General features: G+C 69.9%; 21 protein-coding genes. 5 read left to right on the top strand and 16 right to left on the bottom strand.

Annotated elements, in window-relative coordinates; all coding sequences use genetic code 11:
* Nucleotides 1-28: 28 nt before the first annotated feature.
* Together U3653_RS12860 and rpsO are read right to left on the bottom strand one after the other, a co-directional pair.
* The gene (locus U3653_RS12860; RefSeq protein ID WP_195078800.1) at nt 29-2,305 is read right to left on the bottom strand and encodes a polyribonucleotide nucleotidyltransferase; all 2,277 of its coding nucleotides are present in this window, start codon (nt 2,303-2,305) and stop codon (nt 29-31) included.
* 1,144 nt (nt 2,306-3,449) lie between these two features.
* Nucleotides 3,450-3,719 carry a 30S ribosomal protein S15 gene (gene rpsO, locus U3653_RS12855; RefSeq protein WP_063021162.1) on the bottom strand — a complete coding sequence of 90 codons (270 nt, stop codon included), beginning with the start codon at nt 3,717-3,719 and terminating at the stop codon, nt 3,450-3,452.
* A gap of 246 nt (nt 3,720-3,965) precedes the next feature.
* On the opposite strand from rpsO, the gene U3653_RS12850 reads away from it, so the two are divergent.
* Nucleotides 3,966-4,784: an alpha/beta fold hydrolase gene (locus tag U3653_RS12850; protein WP_195078799.1), complete on the top strand. Its 819-nt coding sequence runs from the start codon at nt 3,966-3,968 to the stop codon at nt 4,782-4,784.
* A gap of 4 nt (nt 4,785-4,788) precedes the next feature.
* On the opposite strand, the gene U3653_RS12845 is transcribed toward U3653_RS12850, so the two are convergent.
* The gene (locus tag U3653_RS12845; protein WP_195078798.1) at nt 4,789-5,760 is read right to left on the bottom strand and encodes a bifunctional riboflavin kinase/FAD synthetase; all 972 of its coding nucleotides are present in this window, start codon (nt 5,758-5,760) and stop codon (nt 4,789-4,791) included.
* Nucleotides 5,761-6,128: 368 nt separating this feature from the next.
* On the opposite strand from U3653_RS12845, the gene U3653_RS12840 reads away from it, so the two are divergent.
* Together U3653_RS12840 and U3653_RS12835 are read left to right on the top strand one after the other, a co-directional pair.
* On the top strand, nt 6,129-6,797 hold the full coding sequence (locus U3653_RS12840) for a metal-dependent transcriptional regulator (RefSeq protein WP_195078950.1): 669 nt from the start codon (nt 6,129-6,131) through the stop codon (nt 6,795-6,797).
* 257 nt (nt 6,798-7,054) lie between these two features.
* Nucleotides 7,055-8,296: an aspartate aminotransferase family protein gene (locus U3653_RS12835; RefSeq protein WP_195078797.1), complete on the top strand. Its 1,242-nt coding sequence runs from the start codon at nt 7,055-7,057 to the stop codon at nt 8,294-8,296.
* Nucleotides 8,297-8,746: 450 nt separating this feature from the next.
* On the opposite strand, the gene U3653_RS12830 is transcribed toward U3653_RS12835, so the two are convergent.
* The 12 genes from U3653_RS12830 to rimP form a co-directional block, all read right to left on the bottom strand.
* Nucleotides 8,747-9,151: a hypothetical protein gene (locus U3653_RS12830; RefSeq protein ID WP_195078796.1), complete on the bottom strand. Its 405-nt coding sequence runs from the start codon at nt 9,149-9,151 to the stop codon at nt 8,747-8,749.
* A 49-nt stretch (nt 9,152-9,200) separates the two neighbouring features.
* Nucleotides 9,201-10,100, bottom strand: coding sequence for a tRNA pseudouridine(55) synthase TruB (gene truB / locus U3653_RS12825; RefSeq protein WP_195078795.1), 900 nt, complete (start codon nt 10,098-10,100; stop codon nt 9,201-9,203).
* Nucleotides 10,100-10,768 (bottom strand): 4'-phosphopantetheinyl transferase Npt, encoded by a 669-nt coding sequence (gene npt / locus U3653_RS12820; RefSeq protein ID WP_195078794.1) that lies wholly within the window; start codon nt 10,766-10,768, stop codon nt 10,100-10,102. Before npt ends, truB begins: the two co-directional genes overlap by 1 nt.
* 58 nt (nt 10,769-10,826) lie before the next feature.
* Nucleotides 10,827-11,786, bottom strand: coding sequence for a metallophosphoesterase family protein (locus U3653_RS12815; protein ID WP_195078793.1), 960 nt, complete (start codon nt 11,784-11,786; stop codon nt 10,827-10,829).
* Nucleotides 11,787-11,844: 58 nt separating this feature from the next.
* Complete coding sequence (locus tag U3653_RS12810) at nt 11,845-13,194, bottom strand: MATE family efflux transporter (protein ID WP_397069165.1); 1,350 nt, start codon at nt 13,192-13,194, stop codon at nt 11,845-11,847.
* A gap of 144 nt (nt 13,195-13,338) precedes the next feature.
* The gene (locus U3653_RS12805; RefSeq protein ID WP_195078792.1) at nt 13,339-14,340 is read right to left on the bottom strand and encodes a DHH family phosphoesterase; all 1,002 of its coding nucleotides are present in this window, start codon (nt 14,338-14,340) and stop codon (nt 13,339-13,341) included.
* Between the two features lie 13 nt (nt 14,341-14,353).
* Complete coding sequence (gene rbfA, locus U3653_RS12800) at nt 14,354-14,797, bottom strand: 30S ribosome-binding factor RbfA (RefSeq protein WP_195078791.1); 444 nt, start codon at nt 14,795-14,797, stop codon at nt 14,354-14,356.
* Between the two features lie 87 nt (nt 14,798-14,884).
* Nucleotides 14,885-15,175, bottom strand: a complete 291-nt coding sequence (locus U3653_RS12795; protein ID WP_067810001.1) for a DUF503 domain-containing protein — start codon at nt 15,173-15,175, stop codon at nt 14,885-14,887.
* Nucleotides 15,176-15,250: 75 nt separating this feature from the next.
* Nucleotides 15,251-18,271, bottom strand: a complete 3,021-nt coding sequence (gene infB, locus U3653_RS12790) for a translation initiation factor IF-2 (protein ID WP_195078790.1) — start codon at nt 18,269-18,271, stop codon at nt 15,251-15,253.
* 108 nt (nt 18,272-18,379) lie between these two features.
* Nucleotides 18,380-18,712: a YlxR family protein gene (locus U3653_RS12785; protein WP_323124236.1), complete on the bottom strand. Its 333-nt coding sequence runs from the start codon at nt 18,710-18,712 to the stop codon at nt 18,380-18,382.
* Between the two features lie 122 nt (nt 18,713-18,834).
* Nucleotides 18,835-19,866: a transcription termination factor NusA gene (gene nusA, locus U3653_RS12780; protein ID WP_067808621.1), complete on the bottom strand. Its 1,032-nt coding sequence runs from the start codon at nt 19,864-19,866 to the stop codon at nt 18,835-18,837.
* Entirely contained in the window at nt 19,863-20,528 is a 666-nt protein-coding gene (gene rimP, locus U3653_RS12775) for a ribosome maturation factor RimP (RefSeq protein ID WP_195078789.1), read from the bottom strand. The genes nusA and rimP overlap by 4 nt, the downstream gene beginning before the upstream one ends.
* A 159-nt stretch (nt 20,529-20,687) precedes the next feature.
* On the opposite strand from rimP, the gene U3653_RS12770 reads away from it, so the two are divergent.
* A complete protein-coding gene (locus tag U3653_RS12770) occupies nt 20,688-21,284 on the top strand; it encodes a hypothetical protein (RefSeq protein WP_323124227.1) in 597 nt (198 codons plus the stop codon).
* A complete protein-coding gene (locus U3653_RS12765; protein WP_195078788.1) occupies nt 21,281-21,715 on the top strand; it encodes a ferritin-like domain-containing protein in 435 nt (144 codons plus the stop codon). The genes U3653_RS12770 and U3653_RS12765 overlap by 4 nt, the downstream gene beginning before the upstream one ends.
* 91 nt (nt 21,716-21,806) lie before the next feature.
* On the opposite strand, the gene U3653_RS12760 is transcribed toward U3653_RS12765, so the two are convergent.
* Complete coding sequence (locus tag U3653_RS12760) at nt 21,807-23,558, bottom strand: acyl-CoA dehydrogenase family protein (protein WP_195078787.1); 1,752 nt, start codon at nt 23,556-23,558, stop codon at nt 21,807-21,809.
* Nucleotides 23,559-23,636: the final 78 nt, after the last annotated feature.

Here is a 23,636-nt window from a genome sequence, read left to right as displayed (position 1 = left end):
GTCTTCTTCTTCGTCACAGAGACAAGTACTACTCGGTCCCGGCCGAACCCGCATCGGCCGCGTCGTCGCCGGGCTCCTCGGCGTTCTCCTCGACCGGCACGAGCGAGATCTTGCCCCGGTTGTCGATGTCGGCGATCTCCACCCGCAGCTTGTCGCCGACGTTCACCACGTCCTCGACCTTGGCCACGCGCTTGCCGTTGCCCAGCTTGGAGATGTGCACCAGACCGTCGCGGCCCGGCAGCAGCGAGACGAACGCGCCGAAGGCGGTGGTCTTGACGACCGTGCCGAGGAAGCGCTCGCCGACCTTCGGCAGCTGCGGGTTCGCGATGGCGTTGATCGCGTCGATCGCGGCCTGCGCGGACGGGCCGTCGGTCGCGCCGACGAACACGGTGCCGTCGTCCTCGATGGAGATGTTGGCGCCGGTGTCCTCGGTGATCTGGTTGATCACCTTGCCCTTGGGGCCGATCACCTCGCCGATCTTGTCGACCGGGATCTTGATCGCGGTGACGCGCGGCGCGTACGGGCTCATCTCGTCCGGGGTGGCGATGGCCTCGGCCATCACGTCCAGGATCGTGGTGCGCGCGTCGTGCGCCTGGCTGAGCGCACCGGCCAGCACCTGCGACGGGATGCCGTCGAGCTTGGTGTCCAGCTGCAACGCCGTGACGAACTCGCGGGTGCCCGCGACCTTGAAGTCCATGTCGCCGAAGGCGTCCTCGGCGCCGAGGATGTCGGTCAGCGCGACGTAGCGGACCTCTTCCTCACCCTGGTCGTTGGTGACGGTGTCCGACACCAGGCCCATCGCGATACCGGCCACCGGCGCCTTCAGCGGCACACCGGCGTTCAGCAGCGACAGGGTGGAGGCGCACACCGAACCCATCGAGGTGGAGCCGTTGGAACCCAGCGCCTCCGACACCTGACGGATGGCGTAGGGGAACTCCTCCTGGCTGGGCAGCACCGGGATCAGCGCCCGCTCGGCCAGCGCGCCGTGGCCGATCTCGCGGCGCTTGGGCGACCCGACGCGGCCGGTCTCGCCGGTGGAGAACGGCGGGAAGTTGTAGTGGTGCATGTAGCGCTTGCTGGTCTCCGGGCCGAGCGAGTCGACCTGCTGGGCCATCTTCACCATGTCCAGGGTGGTGACGCCCAGGATCTGGGTCTCGCCCCGTTCGAACAGCGCCGAGCCGTGCGCCCGCGGCACCACGGCCACCTCGGCGGACAGCGCGCGGATGTCGGCCAGCCCACGGCCGTCGATGCGGAAACCGTCGGACAGGATGCGCTGGCGGACCAGCTTCTTGGTGACGGAGCGGAACGCCGCGCCCAGCTCCTTCTCCCGCCCGGTGTAGTCGTCGGCGAGGCGGTCGAGCACGGCGAGCTTGATCTGGTCGATCTTCTCCTCGCGCTCCTGCTTGCCTGCGATGCTCAGCGCCTCGCTCAGCTCGCGCTTCGCGGTGCCCTCGACGGCCTCGTACACGTCCTGGCCGTACGGCGGGAAGAGCGGGAACTCCTCGGTGGGCTTGGCGGCCAGCTCCGCGAGGTCCTGCTGCGCGCGGCACAGGCGAGCGATGAACGGCTTGGCGGCCTCGAGCCCTTCCGCGACCACGGCCTCGGTCGGCGCCTGCGCGCCGCCGTCGACCAGCGCGATGACGTTCTCGGTGGCCTCCGCCTCGACCATCATGATCGCGACGTCCCCGGAGTCGACCACGCGGCCGGCGACGACCATGTCGAAGACCGCGCCCTCGAGCTGCTCGGTGGTCGGGAAGGCCACCCACTGGCCCTCGATCAGCGCGACGCGAACGCCGCCGACCGGGCCGGAGAACGGCAGGCCCGCGAACTGGGTGGACGCGGACGCGGCGTTGATCGCCACCACGTCGTAGAGGTCCTTCGGGTCCAGGCTCAGCACGGTGACCACGACCTGGATCTCGTTGCGCAGGCCGTCGACGAACGACGGACGCAGCGGACGGTCGATCAGGCGGCAGGTCAGGATGGCGTCGGTGGAGGGGCGGCCCTCGCGGCGGAAGAACGAACCGGGGATGCGGCCCGCGGCGTACATCCGCTCCTCGACGTCCACCGTCAGCGGGAAGAAGTCGAACTGGTCCTTGGGCTGCTTGCCCGCGGTGGTGGCCGACAGCAGCATGGTCTCGTCGTCCAGGTAGGCGACGACCGAACCGGCGGCCTGCCGGGCGAGGCGTCCGGTCTCGAACCGGATGGTGCGGGTGCCGTAGCTGCCGTTGTCGATCAGCGCGACGGATTCGAACACGCCCGGCTCGACCTCGACGGCAGAGCTCTTGCGTTCGGTTGTTTCGGTCATTTCTTCTTTCTCAACCTCTCGTCTTCGCCGGCTCGAGCGCACGGTGGCGCGATCCGGCTGTCGTCAGCCGTACCGGGTACGGACGCGCGGCAACCCTCCTGGCTGCGACGCGCACACCCGGCCGAATCCCCTTGGATACGGCGACGCGGAGGCGGTCATCGATCGAAGCCCGACGGCGCAACTCGCTGCCGATAGGCCACTACCGAAGACCGACGCCACGCGACGGGTGCATACGGCTGTGCAATGTTGTCGTGCGACGGGGGCGATCCGCTCCCCTGTCCACATATAGCCAACGGTGCGATTGTACGTCTCCCCATTGGCCGAACCAGCGACCGCCTCGGACACCCCCGTGTCGAGCGGCCACCTACCACTCCGTCCGCCGGCACACCGGAGGCCCGATGGCCGGGAACCGCGCAACTCACGGTCGAACCAGAACATTCCCGAATACCTGACGCGGCAGGCACCAGCATCACTACCTGGCCACGTCCAGTTCATGTGAAACCACACTCCACGGGAAATCGCCGTCACGATCAGCAGAAGCACACCGCTCCGGCAGACCGAAAGCGCGACGAGCGACGGTCACCAGCGGCGACCCGAACATCCAGGGCAGAACCTCCCTGTCGGCCAACTACCAATCGACGCGGGCCAGACAGTGAACACATCGAAGTCGCGGCCCCGCCGACAAGCAGTTCCCGCACGAACCCCGGACTACACGGCTCGATCGAACGGATAGTTCCGGAACACCCCGGACAACGCGGCCTCACCGAACGACCACCTCGACCACCGCGACCCCGCTACGACAGCGTGCACAAATCGGTCACGGTGCGCGGGCACAAGGCGTCCGCACCCGGCGACACCGCGGCAGCCGCCTCGCAATCTTCTGGCGCGCGGGCCAGCGGCGTACACGGTCAGCCACCGCGACCCCGCTACGCCAGGCATACACCCGATAGCGCCATCACAACAAAGCGCGCCCAGCCCACCTCGACCATGTCTTTCGAGCGAAGCGAGACCGAGCATCCGCCGTTCGCGGCCCGGCTCGCGTCCGAGCGACCGCTGCGTCCGCGACGAAGTCGCCAGCAGCGGTCGCTCGGACGCGAGCCACAAAGGGGCCGCGAACACCCAGCGCCGCAGGCGCTGGAAAAAATTACCGCCTGAGCCCGAGCCGCTCGATCAGCGAACGGTAGCGGTTGATGTCCTTGTCCTGCAGGTACTTCGACAGCCGCTTGCGACGACCGATCAGCGCCATCAGTCCGTGGCGGGTGTGGTGGTCGTGCTTGTGCTTCTTCAGGTGCTCGGTGATGTCGGCGATGCGCTTGGACAGCAGCGCGATCTGCGCCTCCGGCGAGCCGGTGTCCTTCTCGTGCAGGCCGTACTCGGCGAGGATCGCCGATTTCTGCTCGGTGGTCAGTGCCATGGGGCATCCACTCCTGTTTCTCAGTTCCGCGCTCGAATCTCCGGTCACCCGGGTGTGGGCGCCACCGCGGACCGCAGCAAACCCGAGGGAACACCCTACCGGACCGGGAGCGGTCCGCCGAAATCGCGGGCCCGCCGAGCCGGTTCCGGCGCGCAGGGAAGCAACGGCATTACCTCACGGGTAATCGACTCGCCGCATTTCGGCTGCGAATCTGCTTGTCGTACCGCCGAATACGAGGAGACGACGATGCCTTACCTGGAGACGACCGACGGCACCCGCCTGGCCTACGAGGACTACGGCACCGGAGCGCCGATCGTGTTCCTGGCCGGGTGGTCGCTGCACGCGGAGATGTGGGAGTACCAAGTCCCCTTCTTCGTCGAACAGGGTTACCGCTGTGTGCTGCTGGACCGGCGCGGACACGGCCGTTCGGACCGCCCGTCGACCGGATACGACTTGGACACCCGCGCCGATGACGTGGCCGAGCTGATCGAACGGCTGGATCTGCGCGAACTCACCTTGGTCGCCCACTCCGCGGGCGGCGCGGAAGTAGCGCGCTATCTGGCCAGGCACGGCACCGCGCGGGTCGCGCGCATCGCGCTGCTGGCCACGACGCTGCCGTTCCTGCGGCAGACCGAGGACAATCCCGAGGGCCTTCCGGAGGAGCTGAGCCGGGCGTCGGTCGCGCAGTGGCGCACCGACCGGCCCAAGTGGTTCGCCGACCGGGCGCAGGGATACTTCGCCACCCACCTGGGCAACGACGTCTCTCCCGCGCTGATCGAGCACGAGACCCGCCGCTGCCTGTCCGCTTCGCCGTGGGCCACCATCGCGGTCTGGGAGTCGACCTTCCCGTCCGATCACCGCGAGACGCTGCGGAATCTGTCGATTCCCGCCCTGGTCGTACACGGGGTCCCTGATCAGTCCATCCCGATCGACGCCAGCAGCAGGCGCACCGCGAAACTCATCCCGAACTGCGTCTACAAGGAATACCCGACCGCGGGGCACGGCCTGTACGTCACGCACGCCGAGCAGCTCAACGAGGACCTGCTCGAGTTCATGAAGTCCTGACCGTTCAGCGGGCGTCGGCGGCGGTGAGGATTTTGCGCGCGGTCTCCACGTCGCGGCCCATGCACTCGATGAGCTCGTCCACCGACTCGAACTTGCGCTGGCCGCGGATGTGCTCGACGAAGTCCACCGCGACGTGCTGACCGTACAGATCGGCCTCGCCGTCGAGGACGTACGCCTCCACCGTGCGGGCGCGTCCGGAGAAGGTCGGGTTGGTGCCCACCGAGACGGCGGCCATGGCCCGCTCGCCGGGGGTGACGGTGCCGATGGTGGGGCCGGGGCCGAGCACGGTGAACCATCCGGCGTACACGCCGTCGGCCGGGATCGCGGCGTGCATCGGCGGCGCGACGTTGGCGGTGGGGAAACCGAGCTGCTTGCCGCGGCCGTCGCCGTGCACGACGACGCCTTCCACGCGGTGCGGGCGCCCGAGCGCCTCGGCCGCGGCCGCCATGTCCCCCGCGTCCACGCACGCGCGGATGTAGGTGGAGGAGAAGGTTACGGCGTGTTCGGCGAGCAGGCTCACTCCGTCGACCTCGAAGCCGAATCGCCTGCCGAGTTCGCGCATGGTCTCGACGGTGCCCGCGGCCTTCTTGCCGAAGGTGAAGTTGTCGCCGACCACCACCTCCACCACGTGCAGCCGCTCCACCAGCAGATCGTGGACATAGCGCGCCGGAGTCAGCTTCATGAACTCCTGGGTGAAGGGCATGACGCAGAACACGTCGACGCCCAGTTCCTCGGCCAGCTCGGCGCGACGGGTGAGGGTGGTCAACTGCGCGGGATGTGAGCCCGGGCGGACCACTTCCATCGGGTGCGGATCGAACGTCATCAGCACCGCGGGCACGCCGCGCGCGGCGGCGGACTTCACGGCCCGGCTGATCAACTGCGCGTGGCCGCGGTGCACACCGTCGAACACACCGATCGTGAGGACACAGCGCCCCCAGTCCGCGGGCACCTCGTCGAGACTTCGCCATCTCTGCACAGTGCGCAGCCTACGCAAATCAGGTGCCGAACAGTATTCGGGCGTGCTGATCTCACACAACGGTTCCGCCGCCGTGAGCCGACGCGGAGGTCCGAGCCGCATCAGGGGCATACGGCTGTCCGTCATCCGGCCGGATGACGACGCGACCGCGCTCGGCTGCGCGCGCTCCCGGCATCCATCCGCCCACTTCTCGGCGGTGAACGGCGAATAGCGATTCGTTGTCGATCAGAGCACGGCAGGCCGAGGATGTGTGTATCGCGACGCCAGTGCCTAAGCTCGGTTGTGTGCCAGGTAAACGAGATATCGCCACTCGACGCGAGTTGGCCGACGCCCCGGCGCCGGGCGATGCGCACGGCGGTACCGCGACGATCGCGCCTGTGCTGTCCTCGGTCGCGCAGGACTACCTGAAGGTCATCTGGACCGCGCAGGAGTGGTCTCAGGAGAAGGTGACCACCAAATTGCTCGCCGAACGGATCGGCGTCTCGGCCTCGACCGTGTCCGAAGCCGTCCGCAAACTCGCCGACCAGGGATTGGTCGAGCACGCTCGCTACGGCGCGATCGCCCTCACGCCGGAGGGCCGCAGGGCCGCCGTCGCGATGGTGCGCAGGCATCGGCTCATCGAGACCTTCCTGGTGAACGAACTCGGCTACGGCTGGGACGAGGTGCACGACGAGGCCGAGGTGCTCGAGCACGCGGTCTCCGAGTTGCTGATGGCCCGCATCGACGCCAAACTCGGATACCCCGATCGCGATCCGCACGGCGACCCGATCCCCTCGGTGGACGGCGCGGTGCCCACCCCGCCCGCGCGCCAGCTCAGCGACTTCCGCGCCGGTGAATCCGGCCGGGTCGCGCGCATCTCCGACGCCGACCCCGACATGCTGCGCTACTTCGACTCCGTCGGCATCGCCTTGGACACCGCCATCACGGTCGTCGAACGGCGCGACTTCGCGGGCACCATCGCCATCCGCATCGGCGCCACCGAGTCACCGACCGACCTCGGCCGCCCCGCCGCCGACGCCATCTGGCTCACCGCCTGACCGGTCGCCTCCGTACCGGCCGCACAGGCGTCTCCGCTGCCCCCGAGCGGCGACGCGGCCGGGCAGAACATACGGCAGGCCCCGTGTCCGCCGTGCGGCGCTCGTCTCGGTCGATTGCGCTTGCGGGCGGCCAGCCCACGGCGTAGGCGTCTGGCCGCACGCCGCATCCGGCAATCGCCGCGACCCTGCCGCAGGTTATGCATAGAGTTGACAATCCGGCAATAGACATCCGCACCCGTACCGGGAGGCGATTCACCATGACGGAGCTCTCGCCCATCCTGAAACAAGCCACGCCGGTGATCGTCGACCACGGCGAGGGGTGCTACCTCTACGGCACCGACGGCCGCCGCTATCTGGACTTCACCGCGGGCATCGGCGTGACCAGCACCGGCCACTGCCACCCGAGGGTGGTCGCCGCCGCCCAAGCGCAGGTGGCCTCGCTGATCCACGGCCAGTACACGACGGTGCTGCACCGGCCGCTGCTGGAGCTGACCGAGCGGCTCGGCGTCGTGCTTCCGGAAGGACTGGACACGCTGTTCTTCGCGAACTCCGGCAGTGAGGCGGTCGAGGCCGCGCTGCGCCTGGCGCGCCAGGCCACGGGGCGGCCGAATGTCGTCGTCTTCCACGGCGGTTTCCACGGCCGCACCCTGGCGGCCGCGACCATGACGACCTCCGGTACCCGTTTCTCCGCCGGGTTCGGCCCGCTCATGCCGGGCGTGCACGTCGCGCCTTTCCCCACCGCCTACCGCTACGGCTGGAGCGAGCGCGAAGCGACCGTCTTCGCGCTGCGCGAACTGGACTACCTGTTCGCCACGCTCACCTCGCCCGCCGAGACCGCCGCGTTCATCGTGGAGCCGATGCTCGGTGAGGGCGGTTACGTGCCCGGCAACGCCGAGTTCTTCCAAGGGCTGCGCGAACGCGCGGACCGGCACGGCATCCTGCTGGTCTTCGACGAGATCCAGACCGGCTTCGGTCGCACCGGAAAGTTCTTCGGGCATCAGCACTTCGGCGTCCGGCCCGATGTCATCACCATCGCGAAGGATCTGGCCAGCGGGTTCCCGCTGTCGGGCATCGCGGCGCCGCGCGAACTGATGGCGCGGGCGTGGCCGGGCTCGCAGGGCGGCACCTACGGCGGTAACGCGGTGGCGTGCGCGGCGGCGATCGCCACGCTGGACGTCATCGAATCCGAGGGGCTGGTGGACAACGCGGCTGCCCGCGGGGAGCAACTGCTGCGCGGTCTGCGCGCCTGCGCCACCAAGGCGATCGGCGATGTCCGCGGCCTCGGACTGCTCGTGGGCGCCGAGTTCACCACGGCCACCGGCGAGCCCGGCACCGCCACCGCCGCGGCCGCTCAGCGCGCCGCGGTGGACAAGGGCCTGCTCCTGCTGACCTGCGGCGCGCACATGAACGTCGTGCGGATGATTCCGCCGCTGATCGTGACCGACACGCAGATCGAGGACGCTCTGGCGATCTGGTCGGAGGTGCTCGCCGAGCTGTAGCGCGCATCCACCGCTGTCTGCCCACCCGGCGGCCCGATCAGGAAGCAGGACCGCGTGGCGCCGCAACATCACCCTCACCCTCACCAAGGCCGCCATCTCCGGCCACGCACGTCTGCTGGACGAACAAGCGCCGCAGACCTGCGCCGCGGCTGGCACGCGCGGTGCGCTGGAATTGCGACGCCTTCCACGCCGAGGCCCGGCCTCCTCACCCCGGCCCAGGCGCTGCGGCTGACGGCGGACAACGACCATCCCGGCGCGCAGGCGCTGCTCGTTCCGACACCGCGAGGCACATCATGACGGTGCTGCCGGACCTGGAGGCTACTTCGGGCAATCCGGTGCTGACGGCCAACCAGGTGACGGTCTGGGCGGGGCTACAGCTGGCCGGCGCCGAACCGGTCGTTCCCCGATTCGGAAGCTTGTTCGGCCCGGCGCGCCGGAGCCTTCGCGATATCAGCAGACGAGGCCAGGGTCCTGCGGCACGGGCAGGTGCAGGCATTGCAAAGTGTCGAGCAAGTGGTCAGGGGGCCGCACAGCCACGACTTGGTCGAGCAAGTCCGGTTCACCGGGCGGCCGGATCTCGATTCGATGTGCCCCCGCGGGGAGGTCGTAGGCCAACGAGTAGGCGTGTCCCTGTGCGACCTTGCACGGATTGCCGTCACAGCTCACGTTCCGGCCATCGATCCACACTTCCACATCGAGCACCCGCACATCGTCGGAGTCGGGCAGGGTCACCAGTATCCGCCCGCGGCCTTCCAGCACCGATGCCTGCGTGGCTGCGCGCGCCTCGCCGGCATTGCCGACCAGCGCCGCGCCACCGACCAGGACCGCGACGATCGTCGCGACGACTCGCATCATCGGCATTCACTCCTCGGCGCAAGGTGGTCCGCCATTATCGCCCGCTGGATCAGAGATTGGCAGGGCGGACGACCATCACCGAGGACGCGCGATTGCCCGACTCACGCAGCAGGGCGATAGCGCGTTCTTCCGGATCGATGGCGGCGTAGACGCCGGGGATTCCGGCCGGGGCGAGCCAACGTCCGTTGCGCAGGTCGTCGGCCTGCTTCGCATCGATGTCGCGGCGCGGGAACGCCGTTCGCACCGCGGCGTCGATATCGAGGCTCAGCTGCGGCGTGCCGGACTCGGCGGCGGCGGCCAAGTCGTCCAGGGTACGGGCGCGCTCGAGCGTGAAGGGGCCGACTCTCGTGCGGCGCAACGCGGTCAGGTGGCCGCCGACGCCGAGCGCGGCGCCGAGGTCACGGGCGAGCGCCCGCACGTAGGTGCCCGAGGAGCACTCGACCACCACCTCCAGGTCGACGAAATCGCCGACGTCGCGCCGGGCGAGCACGTCGAAGCGCGACACCGTGACCGGGCGGGCGGCCAGCTGCACGTCCTTGCCGGCACGGTGGCGGGCATAGGCGCGTTCGCCGTCGACCTTGATCGCGCTCACCGTGGCGGGCACCTGCTCGATGTCGCCGGTCAGTTCCGTTGTGCGCGCGGCGATCTCGTCGTCGGCGAGGTGGCCGGCCGGAGTCGTGGCCAGCACTTCGCCCTCGGCGTCGTCGGTGTTGGTCGCCTGCCCGAGCCGGATGGTCGCGGTGTACGCCTTGGTGGTCAGGGTGAGCAGGCCGAGGAGTTTGGTCGCGCGCTCCACGCCGAGCACGAGCACGCCGGTCGCCATCGGGTCGAGCGTGCCCGCGTGACCGATCTTCTTGGTGCGCAGCAGTTTGCGGCATTTCGCGACGACGTCGTGGCTGGTCCAGCCACCGGCCTTGTCGATGACGAGCAGCCCGCCGAGTCCGTCCATCAGACGTGCGCGATCGCGGTCAGGATGTACCCGTCGGTGATCAGCCAACGGCCGTCGAACGACAGCAGCGGCGTGCCGCCGTCGGTGGTCTGCCCCGGCACCAGCAGTTCGGTGTGGAAGCTGCCGCGCCCGGAATCGGCGGAGCTGTCCTCGATGTCGAAGGTGATGTGCGCGTCCTCGAAGCCGAGCCAGCGCAGCGTCAGCGGGAACCACGCCTTGTAGGTGGCCTCTTTGGCGCAGAACAGCAGCCGGTCCAGGTGCAGTCCGGAATCGGTGGTCTTCAGCCAATCCCGCTCCGGCGGCAGGCTGACCGAGTCCAGTACGCCGTCGGGCAGCGTGGCGTGCGGCTCGGCGTCGATGCCGATGGAACGGAACCTCAGCTTGTGGCCGAGCGCGGCGGCCTGATAGCCGTCGCAGTGGGTCAGGCTGCCGACGATTCCGCGCGGCCACACCGGAGCGCCGCGTTCGCCCTTGCCGATCGCGACCGGCTGTTCGCCGAGCTGCGTGAGCGCCAGCCGGGCGCAATGCCGCGCGCCGATGAAATCACGGCGCCGCTTCTCCACCGACTTGGCGATGAGATGCTCCTCCGCCGGATGCGGTCGCAGATCCTCCGGGTACGCCAGCAACTCGGCCGAGGCCACACCCGCGGGCAGAATGTTCTCGATCATCACCGACGAGCGTAGTCGAGCCGCGCGGGATCGGATCGCAGCGCCATGTGCCCCCGGACTACGCCAGCCCGCGCCGCTGCTGCGCCTTGCTGCGCATCTCCGCGGCTGCGGCCTCCATCTCGGGGGTCACCTGGAAATGCCCGCCCCACTTGTTCAGCGTGCCCGGCGGGTACTCCGGGGCGGGCAGGATCTGGCGCAGCAATCGCTCGGGCAGGCCGCGGCGCTGCCATTCGCGCGGGTAGCCCAGCGACACCTCCTCGAACCGGACGCCGTCGTAGTGCGAGGTCCGCGGGATGTGCAGGTGACCGTAGACCGAACAGACCACGTTGTAGCGGGTGTGCCAGTCCGCGGTCAGCTCGGTGCCGCACCACAGCGCGAACTCCGGGTAGAACAGCACGTCGGTCGGCTGCCGCACCAGCGGGAAGTGGTTGATCAGGACGACCGGTGTGCCGGGAGCGAGCGCGTCGAGCTTGCGCTTGGTCGCCTGCACCCTGGCGTGACACCAGGCGTCCCTGGTCAGGTACGGATCCGGCGAGAGCAGGAATTCGTCGGTGGCCACCACGTTGCGCTCGCGGGCGATCGCCAGGCCCTCCGCCTTGGTGGTGGCTCCCTCCGGCAGGAACGAGTAGTCGTACAGCAGGAACATCGGCACCAGCGTGACCGCTCCGCCGTGCTCCTCGGCGCCCGCGCCCTGCCACACCGGAAAGGGGTCCTCCGGCGTCAGCACGTCCAGGTCGCGGCACATCGACACCAGGTAGTCGTAGCGCGCCGCGCCGACCATCTGCACCGGGTCCTTCGCCGTCGTCCACAGCTCGTGATTGCCCGGCACCCAGATCACCTTGGCGAACCGGCCGCGCAGCAGTTGCAGCGCCCAGCGGATGTCCTCGGTCTTCTCCCCCACGTCGCCGGCCACGATGAGCCAGTCCTCCGGCGAGTCCGCCTTGATCTGCTCGACGACCGGCCGATTCCCCTGGTGCCCGACATGAATGTCGCTCACCGCCATCAACTTGGGTATCACCACACCTACCTTGGCACATCGATTCGGATTCGCACGCACCGGCCGAGCCGGGTGTCGGTCACCTCGGCAACTCGGCGCCGACCAGGGCCCACCGGCCCGACAGCGCCCGGCCCGCGACGGCGACCAGCCGCAACAGCATGAACGCGGCGAGGCCGGACCAGATTCCGGCGACGCCCCAGTCGAAGATCAGCGACAGCCAGATGGCGGGCAGGAAACCGAGCAGCGCCGCACCGAGCGTGGTGGTGCGCAGATACGCCGCGTCGCCCGCCCCGAGCAGCACGCCGTCGAGCGCGAACACGATGCCGGCCACGGGGATGAGCGCGACGAAGAACCACCACACCACATGCGCGCGCTCGAGCACGTCCGGATCGTCGGTGAACAGCGCGGGCATCGCCACCGCCCCCGCCGCGAAGCAGGCGGCCAGCCCGAGGCTGAAGATCTCCGACCAGCGGGTGACGCGCCGGGCGATGGCGCGGGCGCCGGTGGCATCGCCCGCGCCGAGCGCCGCACCGGTGAGCGTCTGCGCGGCGATGGCCAGCGCGTCCAGCGCGAGCGCCAGGAAGTTCCACAGTTGCAGCACCAACTGGTGGGCCGCTACCGACGCGGCGCCGAAACGCGCGGCGACCGCCGCCGCCGAGACGAAGCAGGCCTGGAAGGCGAAGCTGCGGACGATCAGGTCGCGCCCGAGTACGAGCTGCGCGCGCATCACCGACCAGTGCGGGGCGAGGGAAACGCCCTCGCGCAGCAGCGCGCGCAGGAACAGGACCGCGGTGACGATCTGACCCGCCACGTTCGCCACGGCGGAGCCGGGCAGGCCGAGATGCGGTGCGCCCAGCACTCCGTGCACCAGCACCGGGCAGAGGATCGCCGACGCGGCGAGTCCGGCGACGACGTAGACCAGCGGCCTGCGCGTCTCCTGAACGCCGCGCAGCCACCCGTTGCCCGCCATGGAGATCAGGATCAGCGGCACGCCGAACAGCGCGATCCGCACCCAGTCCAGCGCCTGCTGAGCGATGTCCCCGCCGCCGGCGATGGCGCTGGTCACCGGCACGGCGAACGCTTGGACCAGCAGCAGGATCGCGAGGCCGACGGCCACCGCGATCCACGTCGCCTGTACGCCCTCGGCGACGGCTCCGCGGTGGTCGCCCGCGCCGTGGCGACGCGCCGAGCGCGCGGTGGTGCCGTAGGACAGGAAGGTCAGCTGCGAACTGGTCTGCGCCAGGATCAACCCGCCGACGGCGAGACCGGCCAGCGCGAGCGCGCCGAGCCTGCCGACCACGGCCAGATCGAACAACAGGTAGATCGGTTCGGCGACCAGCACGCCGAGGGTGGGCAACGCGAGGCCGAGAATGCGCCCGGGACCGGCAGCGGCAGCCCGGTCGACGGGCGCCGGTTCGCTCGCTGGCAGGGCCGGGTCGCCGATATCCGCGTCGCCGGGACTCTGCGCGCTCACGAACACCTTCCCCGCACGTCGCTCCTTCCGAGACCACCGTCGTTCCGACCTCGACACGGCTCACCGACGAACACGGATGCGCCAGGTCGAGACATACGGTTATCCGAGCGCGGTCAGCAGCGCGCCGATCAAGTCCTCGGGCGCGCCGTGCGCGGTGTAGCCGGCGGCGAAGCGGTGCCCGCCGCCGCCCAGTGATGTGGCGACCTCGGCGACGTCCACCCCGTCACCCGCGGAGGCTCCGCTGTCGCGCGAGCGCAGCGACACCGTCCACCGATCCGGCACCACACGCGATTGCTTGAACACCGCGGCGATTCCGGCTTCGGCGGTCGTGCGCACGATATCGATGACGCTCTCGATTTCCTCCGATCGCACGTCATCGATGTCGTCGCGCCGCACGAACGCGTACACCAACCCCACGCCGCCGCGCGCCTCCGGGACGAGCTGCGCCGTCCCGAGCACGCGGGAGAGCATGGGCAGCCATCCGAACGGGTGCGTGTCCATCAACGTGCGGGCGATGTGCGCACCATCGATGCCGGTGGCAAGCAGCCGCTCCGCCAGTTCGTGCGTGCCCGGCCGCACCCACCGGAACGAACCCGTGTCGGTGACCAGACCGGCGTACAGGCAATGCGCCACGTCCGCATCGATCGGCACACCCCACGCGTCGAGCAACCGGGCGATCAGGCTCGTGGTGGACTCCGCGGCGGGATCGACCACATTGATCGCTCCGAAGCACGTGTTCGACCGATGGTGATCGATCACCAATGTCGTTGCGGCACCGGGCAATCGATCGGCCAGCGCCCCCAGCCGCCCCGCACTGCCGCAATCGACCGCGATGAGCAGGTCGACCTCGGCGCGCACCTCGGCCGGGGCCACCAGGTGCCGCACGCCAGGCAACGATCGCATCGACATGGGCAGCTCCGCGGGCTCGGCGAAGGACACCTGCACCGCGACGCCGCGCCGATGCAGCACCAACGCCAGCGCCAGACCACTTCCTATGGTGTCCGCATCGGGCTGCACATGGCAGACGATGGTCACCGAGCGCGCGGCGTCCAGCGCCGCCACGGCCGTGTCCAAGCCGGCCGTTTCCCGCATCGTCGTCATCGACTACCGCATGTCACTCGTCGGCGTCGCGTTCGACCTTGTAGGGGTCGGCGTCGCCCGCGTGCCTGGCGGTGGCCGCCACCTTGGCGACCTCGTCGTCCGCGGCCCGCGCCCTGGCGAGCAGTTCCTCCATCTGCCGTGCCGCGTCGGGCACGGTGTCCAGTACGAATGCCAGCGTGGGGGTGAACTTCACCCCCGTTCCCGCACCCACTTTCGAGCGCAGAACACCCTTGGCCTTCTCCAGTCCGGCCGCCGCGCCTTCGTAATCCGGTTCGGCGTCGAGGGTTTCACCCATCACGGTGTAGTACACCGTCGCCTCCCTGAGATCGCCGGTGACCTTGGCGTCGGTGATGGTCACGAAACGCAGCCGCGGGTCCTTCACCTCGTATTCGATCGCGGTCGCGACGATCGAGGAGATCCGCTTGGCGAGTCGGCGTGCCCTGGCTTGGTCCACCATGGCCGTTTCCTCCTCACTATCAACTCTGTTCGGTGGCGGTCGTCGCGTGGCCCGGTGCCGCCACCCGAGCTCCGTCGCTACGCCGCGTCAGTCCTCGGGCCCGAAGATTCGGCGGCGCACCGCCAGCAACTGTAACTCCGGACGGGCCGCGACGTGCCGTTCACATTTGTCCAGCACCTCGGTCAGGTGATCCATGCCCGCACTGACCATGGCCACGCCCAGCAGCGAGCGACGGTATAGATCGTGTTCCCCGCCTTCGGCCGCACTCACACCGAAACGCTGTAATTCGGCCAGAATCGGCCGGATCACCGAGCGCTTCTGTTTCAGTGAATGCACATCACCCAGCAGCAGGTCGAACTCCAGTGCACCCAGGTACACCCTTACCCTCCCCAGTTCAGGAAGACCGGCCGGACGCCGCGCTCATCGCGCGGCGTCCGGTCTCGTCTCGGTCTATCAGTCGCGCGGCTTCTCGCGCAGCTCGTAGGCCTCGATGATGTCGCCTTCCTTGATGTCGGAGTAGGTGACCGTCATACCGCACTCGAAGCCCTCGCGGACCTCGGTGACGTCGTCCTTCTCCCGGCGCAGCGACGAGATCGTCATCGTCTCGGCGACCACCACGTTGTCCCGGAGCAGGCGCGCCTTGGCGTTGCGCTTGACCGAACCCGACGTGACCATGCAACCGGCGATGTTGCCGACCTTCGACGAACGGAAGATCGCCCTGATCTCGGCGCGACCCAGCTCGACCTCTTCGTAGATCGGCTTGAGCATGCCCTTGAGGGCCTTCTCGATCTCGTCGATGGCCTGGTAGATCACCGAGTAGTACCGGATGTCGACGCCCTCGCGGTTGGCCAGCTCGGTGGCCTTGCCCTCGGCGCGGACGTTGAAGCCGATGATGATCGCGTTCGAGGCCGACGCCAGGTTGACGTTGGTCTCGGTGACGCCACCGACGCCACGGTCGATCACCCGCAGACGCACCTCGTCGCCCACCTGGATCCCGAGCAGCGCCTCTTCGAGGGCTTCGACCGTACCGGAGTTGTCGCCCTTGAGGATCAGGTTCAGCTCGCTGGTCTCCTTCAGCGCGGCATCCAGATCTTCCAGGCTGATCCGCTTGCGGCTGCGTGCGGCCAGCGCGTTGCGCTTGCGCGCGTTGCGCCGGTCGGCGATCTGCCGCGCGATCCGGTCTTCGTCGACCACGAGCAGGTTGTCACCGGCGCCCGGCACCGACGTGAAGCCGATGACCTGGACCGGCCGCGACGGCAACGCCGCCTCGACGTCCTCGCCGTGCTCGTCCACCATCCGGCGCACCCGGCCGTAGGCGTCTCCCGCCACGATCGAGTCGCCGACCCGCAGGGTGCCGCGCTGGATGAGCACGGTCGCCACCGGGCCGCGGCCGCGGTCGAGGTGCGCCTCGATGGCCACGCCCTGCGCGTCCATGTCCGGGTTGGCACGCAGGTCCAGCGCCGCGTCCGCGGTCAGCAGGACCGCCTCGAGCAGCGCGTCGATGTTGATGTTCTGCCTGGCGGAGATGTCGACGAACATGGTGTCGCCGCCGTATTCCTCGGCGACCAAGCCGTACTCGGTGAGCTGCTGACGAACCTTCTGCGGGTTCGCGCCCTCCTTGTCGATCTTGTTGACCGCCACGACGATCGGCACGTCGGCCGCCTGCGCGTGGTTGATCGCCTCCACCGTCTGCGGCATGACGCCGTCGTCGGCGGCGACCACCAGGATCGCGATGTCGGTGGCCTTCGCACCGCGGGCACGCATGGCGGTGAACGCCTCGTGACCAGGGGTGTCGATGAAGGTGATCAGCCGGTCCTCGTCGCCGAGGTGGGTGAGCACCTGGTAGGCGCCGATGTGCTGGGTGATGCCACCCGCCTCGCCCTCGCGGACGTTCGCCTTGCGGATGGTGTCCAGCAAGCGGGTCTTACCGTGGTCGACGTGACCCATGACGGTCACCACCGGCGGACGCTGTTCGAGGTCTTCCTCGCCGCCTTCGTCCTCGCCGTAGGTGAGGTCGAACGACTCCAGCAGCTCGCGGTCCTCGTCCTCGGGGCTGACCACGTGCACGACGTAGTTCATCTCGCTGCCGAGCAGCTCGAGGGTCTCGTCGTTCACCGACTGGGTCGCGGTGACCATCTCGCCGAGGTTGAACAGGGCCTGCACCAGCGCGGCCGGGTTCGCGTCGATCTTCTCCGCGAAGTCCGACAGCGACGCGCCGCGGGCGAGCCGGATGATCTCGCCGTTGCCGCGCGGCAGCCGCACGCCGCCGACGGCGGGCGCCTGCATCGAGTCGTACTCTTGCCGCTTCTGCCGCTTGGACTTGCGGCCACGCCGTGGCGCGCCACCGGGACGGCCGAACGCGCCGGCCGCACCACCGCGGCCACCGGGACCACCCGGACGGCCGCCGCCACCGCCGCCACCGGGACGACCGCGGAAGCCACCGGCCGCACCACCGGCGCCGGGCGCACCCGCGCCCGCTCCGGGAGCGCCGCCGCCACCGCCGCGGTAGCCGCCACCGCCACCGCCACCGGGACGACCGGCACCGGCGCCGCCGGGACGACCGGGACGACCCGCGCCGGGGCCGCCCGCGCCGCCGGGACGCGCCGCACGCGACGGCATCGCGCCGGGATTGGGACGAGGCGGCATCGAGCCGGGGCTCGGCCGCGGACCGCCGGGACGCGGCCCACCGGGGCCCGGCGTCGGACGCGGGCCACCCTGGGCCGGGCCGGGACGCGGACCACCCTGCGACGGACCCGGACGCGGGCCGCCCTGGGCCGGGCCGGGACGCGGGCCACCCTGCGAAGGACCGGGACGCGGACCACCCTGACCGGGGGCCGGACGCGGCGCGGGACGCTCGGGAGCCGACGAGTACGGGTTGTTACCGACGCGCGGGGTCTTCGGCCCCGGACGCGGGCCGGGCGCCGCGCCACCCGGGCGCTGACCGCCCGGGGCGGGGGCGCCGGGACGCTGCTGCTGTCCGGGACGCGGACCGCCAGGAGTCGGACGCGGACCGGCCGGGGCGGGCGCGGAACTCGCGCTCGCGCCGGAAGCCGCGGCGGCCTGCGGGGTGACCGTTTCCCTTGCGGCGGGCTTGGGCGCGGGCGCCGGTCCCGGACGCGCGGCGGGGCCGGGCTTCACGGCGGGCGATTCGCCGGTGCGCGCGGCGGGAGCGGCGGTCTCCTGCGCGGTGGGCGCCGGAGTGGGCGCCGGAGGACGGGGACCGGGACGCGGGCCTGCGCCCGCTGGCTTGGGGGCCGGACGGCCGGACGGTCCGGGGCGTGCACCCGGCTTGTTGCCGTTGGACGGGGCGGATTTCGCCGCGAACGACTCACGCAGCCTGCGCGCGACGGGAGCTTCCACCGTCGAGGACGCCGACTTCACGAACTCGCCCTGCTCCTTGAGCGTTGCGAGTAGTTCCTTGCTCGTGACACCGAGTTCTTTTGCCAACTCGTGCACGCGGGCCTTGCCTGCCACTGCTCTCCTCACTGAGAGGTCGAGCAGCCCCACCGTTCTGGGGACGGCGGCCCGCACGACCTCGGGTTATCTCCGATGGACGTTCATCGTTGGTACTTCACGGTGTGCTCATGAGTGCTCGTGCCTGTTCTCGAGGTAATGCTCCAGGGCTGAGATATCCAGATATCCGGACACTCGTAGTGCTCTGCCGATCGCTCGGCGCCGCTCTGCCGCGCGCAGACAAGCCGAAAGGGGGTGCAGCCAGGCACCCCGTCCGGGAAGTCTGCGCCGCGGATCGGGAACGATCTCGATGACGTGGGCGCCGTCTCCGGTCTCACGGTCCCGAGCCACGATCCGCAACAGATCGACGGCCAGCTCGCGCTTCCGGCATCCGATACACGTTCGCACCGGAGCCGCGGGGCGCTGGGGCGCCGGGTGCTGCTCGGTGGTGCGATCGCGCAGTGGAACCGAAGGCTCGGACTGAACCTTGGACCACTCTACCGCTGCCACGCGCCGAACGCCGAACCCCTCCCCTTCGGAAGTTACGAACCTGTCATCCCGAGCACTGCGCCCGCGGACTCCCGTCAACTCCGATGCGCCTCCGTTCGCACGGATCCGCCCAGGTCACCGGGGGCGGCGTCGCTGCGGATATCGATGCGCCACCCGGTCAGCCGCGCGGCGAGGCGGGCGTTCTGCCCTTCCTTGCCGATCGCCAGCGAAAGCTGGAAATCGGGGACGACGACGCGGGCCGCCCGAGCGTCCGGATCGACGATGGTGACCGAAACCACTTTCGACGGCGACAGCGCATTACCGACGAAGGTCGCCGGATCGTCGGCGTAGTCGATGATGTCGATCTTCTCGCCGGCCAGCTCGCTCATCACGTTGCGCACGCGCTGTCCCATGGGCCCGATACAGGCGCCCTTGGCGTTGACGCCGGGCACCGTGGTGCGCACGGCGATCTTGGAGCGGTGCCCCGCCTCGCGCGCCACGGCGACGATCTCCACCGAACCGTCCGCGATCTCCGGCACCTCGAGTGCGAACAGGCGCCGTACCAGGTTCGGGTGGGTGCGCGACAGCGTGATCTGCGGCCCGCGCGGCCCACGCGAGACGCCGACGACGTAGCACTTGATCCGGTCGCCGTGCTCGTAGGTCTCGCCGGGCACCTGCTCGGCGGGCGGGATCAAGCCCTCCGCGCCGTGCAGCTCGCTGCCGATGCGCACGACGACGGTGCCGCGGGCGTTGGCGCGCGCGTCGCGCTGCACCACACCGCCGACGATGTCGCCCTCGTGGGTGGAGAATTCGCCGAAGGACTTCTCGTTCTCCGCGTCGCGCAGCCGCTGCAGCACGACCTGTCTGGCGGTGGTCGCCGCGATCCGGCCGAAACCCTCCGGGGTGTCGTCCCATTCGGAGATCACGTTGCCGTCGGCGTCCACCTCGCGCGCCATCACCCTGACCACGCCGGTCCGCTGGTTGATGTCGATGCGCGCGTTGGGCTGGTGCCCCTCGGTGTGGCGGTACGCGGTGAGCAGCGCCGACTCGATCGCGGAGATCACGGTCTCGATCGAGATCCCCTTGTCGGCGACGATCGCGCGCAGGGCTTCGATTTCGATGTTCATTCCACGATCCCTTCGGTCGGCGAATCGGACGCTGTTACGGATTCGGACAATGCATTCGGTGTTCCTCGGAGCTTCGCGGCGTCGTCCACCGCCACCGCGTCTTCCGCACCCGGAGCGGGCCGCCCCGGGACGACTCCGCCCGCGAGTTCCAGCTCGCGCGCGCCGGGCGGGGAGAACTCGACCTGGACGACGGCCGTGGCGATGTCGGCGAGCGGCACCGTCACCAGGCGCGGGTCGCGTTTGCCGCCGAGCACCAGCGCCACCGCGTCGCCGGTGAGCGCGCCGACCCTGGCCTCGAAGGTCGCCACCCCCTCCGGTGGCTGCGCGCCTTCCCGCAGCCGCACGCGCACCTTCCGGCCGCGCGCCCGCCGCCAGTGCCTGGCGGCGGTCAACGGGCGGTCGATCCCAGGGGTCGTGACCTCCAGCAGGTAGGGCGTCTCGCCGAACTCCCCCGCGTCGTCGAGCAGCGCCGACAGCTCCGTGCTCAGACTCGCCAGGGCGTCCAGATCGGAGGTGTCGCGGTCCACGGTCACCTGCACCCGAGCCTGCGCGTCGACGTGCTTGCCCGCCGTCGCGATCTCGACGCCCTCCAGATCGAATCCTCGGCGTTCGACGAGACCAGCTACGAGCTGGCTCACCCTTTCCTCGGTCGGCATCGGCATATGGGCGGCTCCTGGTTCAGTTGTGACGCGGCGGGAAAATTCTCTACCGAAGGTCTAGCGTAACGCGCCACGAGAGTGTAAAGGACCAGTGGTCGAGGAGTCCGCACGCCACGGCCGACGCTGGTCCGCACAGCGTCGCGAGTCTGGCACGATAGTGCCGTGCCCATCCGCCTTCCCGCCCCGCCGCGTGCCGGGCGCACTACCGGCATGCCCTCCGACCGGCACGAGCCCCGCCACACCGTCCTGGATCGTCGCAGCGCGCTCCGACTCGCGGGCGGGGGGACGGCCGGGGTGCTCGCCCTGGGCGCCTTGGCCGGCTGCACCGGTGACGACGTGGTCCACGAGCCGGATCCGCTTGCCGCACAGGAGGTCGCGGCCCGCGCCGACGCCGCGGCGGCGAGCGCGGCCATCGCCGTCGCGCCCGACCGGCACGCCGCGTTGGCGGCGATCGCGGCCGAGCGCACCGCCCACGCCGACGCCTTGCGCACCGAGATCGACCGCGCCATCGGCGTCTACGCCGACGGCACCACACCGGCGCACCGCACCCGCGCGGGCGCGTCCGGCCCGTCGGTCGTGGCGTCGGGCAGCGCCGTGCCGCCCACCACTCCGCCGAGCGTCGAGACGCTGCGCACGCAGCTCACCGCGTCCCAGAAATCGGCGGCCGAGCTCGCTCGCGCCCTGACCGGCTACCGGGCCGGTCTGCTCGCTTCGATCAGCGCGGCCTGCGCGGTGCAGACAGGGGTGTTGCTGGCATGACCGAAGCCGAGCGCCGAGCGCTCATCGACGCGCTGAACGCCGAATACGGCGCGGTGTACGCCTACGGGGTGATCGCGGCCTACGCCTCCTCCGAGCGCACCAGGCTGGTCGCCGAGCACACCGCGGCGCACCGCGCCCGCCGCGACACCACCGTGGACGTCCTCGCGCTGGGCGGCGGGACGGTGCCGCCGCCGGACGCGGCCTACACGACGCCGTTCGCGGTGACCGATCCGATCTCCGCCGCCCGGCTGGCCGTGACGGTCGAGTCCGACACCGCCGTCGCCTGGCGGTCGGTGGTCGAGCGCGGCGATTCCATCGCCATCCGGCGCACCGGCGTGGAAGCGCTCACCGAGGCCGCCGTCCGGCTGGCCGCGTGGCAGTCGATCCTCGGCGCGAATCCGCCCACGGTCGCGTTTCCCGGCAAGGCCTGACCCCGGCTACCCGCGACCCTGTGCGCCGCAAGAAACGGCGCGAACGGCGGCCGCGGACAGCGCGGGCCGTCGTTCGCTCGACATGTGACCGCTACGGCCGCATCTCGTAGGCGCCGTCGTAGGACGCCACCTCGGCCCACACCCGGTCGAAACGCGGGCGGTCGGCGACCGGCGGCCGCAGCGCGGACGCGGCCCAGCCCTGCTGCTCCGGCGTGGCCGACGGCTTGCCGTACAGCGCGGTGGCGTGAGTGTTGAAGTCGCGGATCTGGAAGTCGAAGATCTGGTCGATCAGGTCGCGGTCCAAGCCGGTGATCGCGGCCTGCTCCAGGATCAGCTGGCCGTAGACCACCAGGGAGAACAGGTGGCCGATGGTCAGCATGAAGTCCAGGTCCTTCTGCTGCGCGGCGTCCGGGGCCGCGGTGGTCAGCAGCGTGCGCAGCGCTCGGGCCTGCTCGTAGAAGCGGCTCACGTTGGGGATGTCGGCGTGCTTGTCGTAGATCGGCGTCCAGTCGGCGAAGCGCACCTTGCCCGCGCCACGCGCCGGGCCCTGGCGCCAGAAGAACGCGTCGTCGGCCGGGTCCTGGCGGGTGCCGATCTCCGGGTAGTCCTGCGGGTCGAACAGATAGTTGGGCATGAACTTCAGGATCTGCCCCACGTTCACGTGCACCGTGCCCTCCAGCCTGGGCAGCGTGCTGATCAGCCGCTGCACCTCGGCGAAGTAGGTGTTCTTCTCGAATCCCTTGGCGGCCAGCACATCCAGCAGCAGTGTCATGACGGTCTCGCCCTCGGAGGTCACCTTGGACTTCGTCATCGGGTTGAACAGCAGGTACCTGCGATCCTCCAGGCTCGCGCTGCGGAAGTAGTCGATCGCGCGGTCGCTGAACAGCTTCATCGCGATGATGCGCGCGTAGGCATCGACGAAGTTGGCGCGCACGTGCGGGAATTCGGTGACCGGGTTGCCGTAGAGGACGCGGTTGTTCGCGTGCGTGATCGCCTCGTAGAAGGAGTGCTCGACCATGCCGATACCGCCGTGGCAGAGGTTGAACTTGCCCACGTTCACGGTGTTCAGCGCCGCGGAGAACGCCTCGGGGCCGGTGTGCAGGATGTCCTCGGCGCGCACCGGGTAGTTCTCCAGCCGGAAGGTGCTGACGTACATCTGCTGGTGCACGACATTGCCGAGCAGGTGGTAGTTCTCGTGCCGGGAGTCGGCGGCGAACCAGACGTACGCGTCGGCGCCTTCCAGGTCGGCGCGACGGGAGAACACCGACACCATGCTGGCCACGTTGCCGTTGCCGATGTAGTACTTCTCGCCGTCGGCGCGGAACAGGATTCCGGCTTCGGCGTCCGCGCTGCCCGGCTCGGTCGGGGTGAGCACCAGATCGGTGTTGTAGATGTCGGCGCCGTGGGTCTGCTCGGACAGGCCGAACGCCATCACCTCGCCCGCGGCCAGGTCGGCGGCCGCGCGCTTCTTGGCCGCCTCGTTGTCGCTCTGCCAGATCGGGCCCAGACCGAGGATGGTGACCTGCTCGGCGTACCAGTACGCCAAGCCGTAGAAGCCGAAGATCTCCGACAGCGCGGCGTTGCGCGCCGCGTCCCAGCGGCGGTCGGGGTCGCCGTCGGCGTACGCCGCCGGGGTCAGGAAGGTGGCGAACAACTTCTCCTTCTTCACGAAGTCGAGGAAGTCCGCGGTCCACACCGCGTTCGCGTCGTCGGCGAGCAGACGCTGCTTGCCCCGCCCCTCGAACCACTCGATCGTGGCGCGCAACAGGCGCCGCGTCTCGGCGTCGAACTGCTGCGGGTCATAGGTGGCGGGGTTGAACAACCGCACGTCGGTGTTTGTCATGCCGGTTAACTTACCAGCAGGTAACAGCAGCGTGGACGAGGTCTGCGGATCTGTGACCAGCGAATTCAGGTTACGGTC

It is taken from the genome of Nocardia implantans, from assembly GCF_035544775.1.
Classification (GTDB): Bacteria; Actinomycetota; Actinomycetes; order Mycobacteriales; family Mycobacteriaceae; genus Nocardia; species Nocardia implantans.
This window is presented reverse-complemented; position numbering and strand designations above follow the sequence as displayed.

Excerpts from the sequence above, each read along its gene's own strand:
- U3653_RS12860 (WP_195078800.1), bottom strand. The coding sequence starts at position 2,305 with ATGACCGAAACAACCGAACGCAAGAGCTCTGCCGTCGAGGTCGAGCCG.
- rpsO (WP_063021162.1), bottom strand. The coding sequence starts at position 3,719 with ATGGCACTGACCACCGAGCAGAAATCGGCGATCCTCGCCGAGTACGGC.
- U3653_RS12850 (WP_195078799.1), top strand. The coding sequence starts at position 3,966 with ATGCCTTACCTGGAGACGACCGACGGCACCCGCCTGGCCTACGAGGAC.
- U3653_RS12835 (WP_195078797.1), top strand. The coding sequence starts at position 7,055 with ATGACGGAGCTCTCGCCCATCCTGAAACAAGCCACGCCGGTGATCGTC.
- U3653_RS12830 (WP_195078796.1), bottom strand. The coding sequence starts at position 9,151 with ATGATGCGAGTCGTCGCGACGATCGTCGCGGTCCTGGTCGGTGGCGCG.
- truB (WP_195078795.1), bottom strand. The coding sequence starts at position 10,100 with ATGGACGGACTCGGCGGGCTGCTCGTCATCGACAAGGCCGGTGGCTGG.
- npt (WP_195078794.1), bottom strand. The coding sequence starts at position 10,768 with ATGATCGAGAACATTCTGCCCGCGGGTGTGGCCTCGGCCGAGTTGCTG.
- U3653_RS12805 (WP_195078792.1), bottom strand. The coding sequence starts at position 14,340 with ATGACGACGATGCGGGAAACGGCCGGCTTGGACACGGCCGTGGCGGCG.
- rbfA (WP_195078791.1), bottom strand. The coding sequence starts at position 14,797 with ATGGTGGACCAAGCCAGGGCACGCCGACTCGCCAAGCGGATCTCCTCG.
- nusA (WP_067808621.1), bottom strand. The coding sequence starts at position 19,866 with ATGAACATCGAAATCGAAGCCCTGCGCGCGATCGTCGCCGACAAGGGG.
- rimP (WP_195078789.1), bottom strand. The coding sequence starts at position 20,528 with ATGCCGATGCCGACCGAGGAAAGGGTGAGCCAGCTCGTAGCTGGTCTC.
- U3653_RS12765 (WP_195078788.1), top strand. The coding sequence starts at position 21,281 with ATGACCGAAGCCGAGCGCCGAGCGCTCATCGACGCGCTGAACGCCGAA.
- U3653_RS12760 (WP_195078787.1), bottom strand. The coding sequence starts at position 23,558 with ATGACAAACACCGACGTGCGGTTGTTCAACCCCGCCACCTATGACCCG.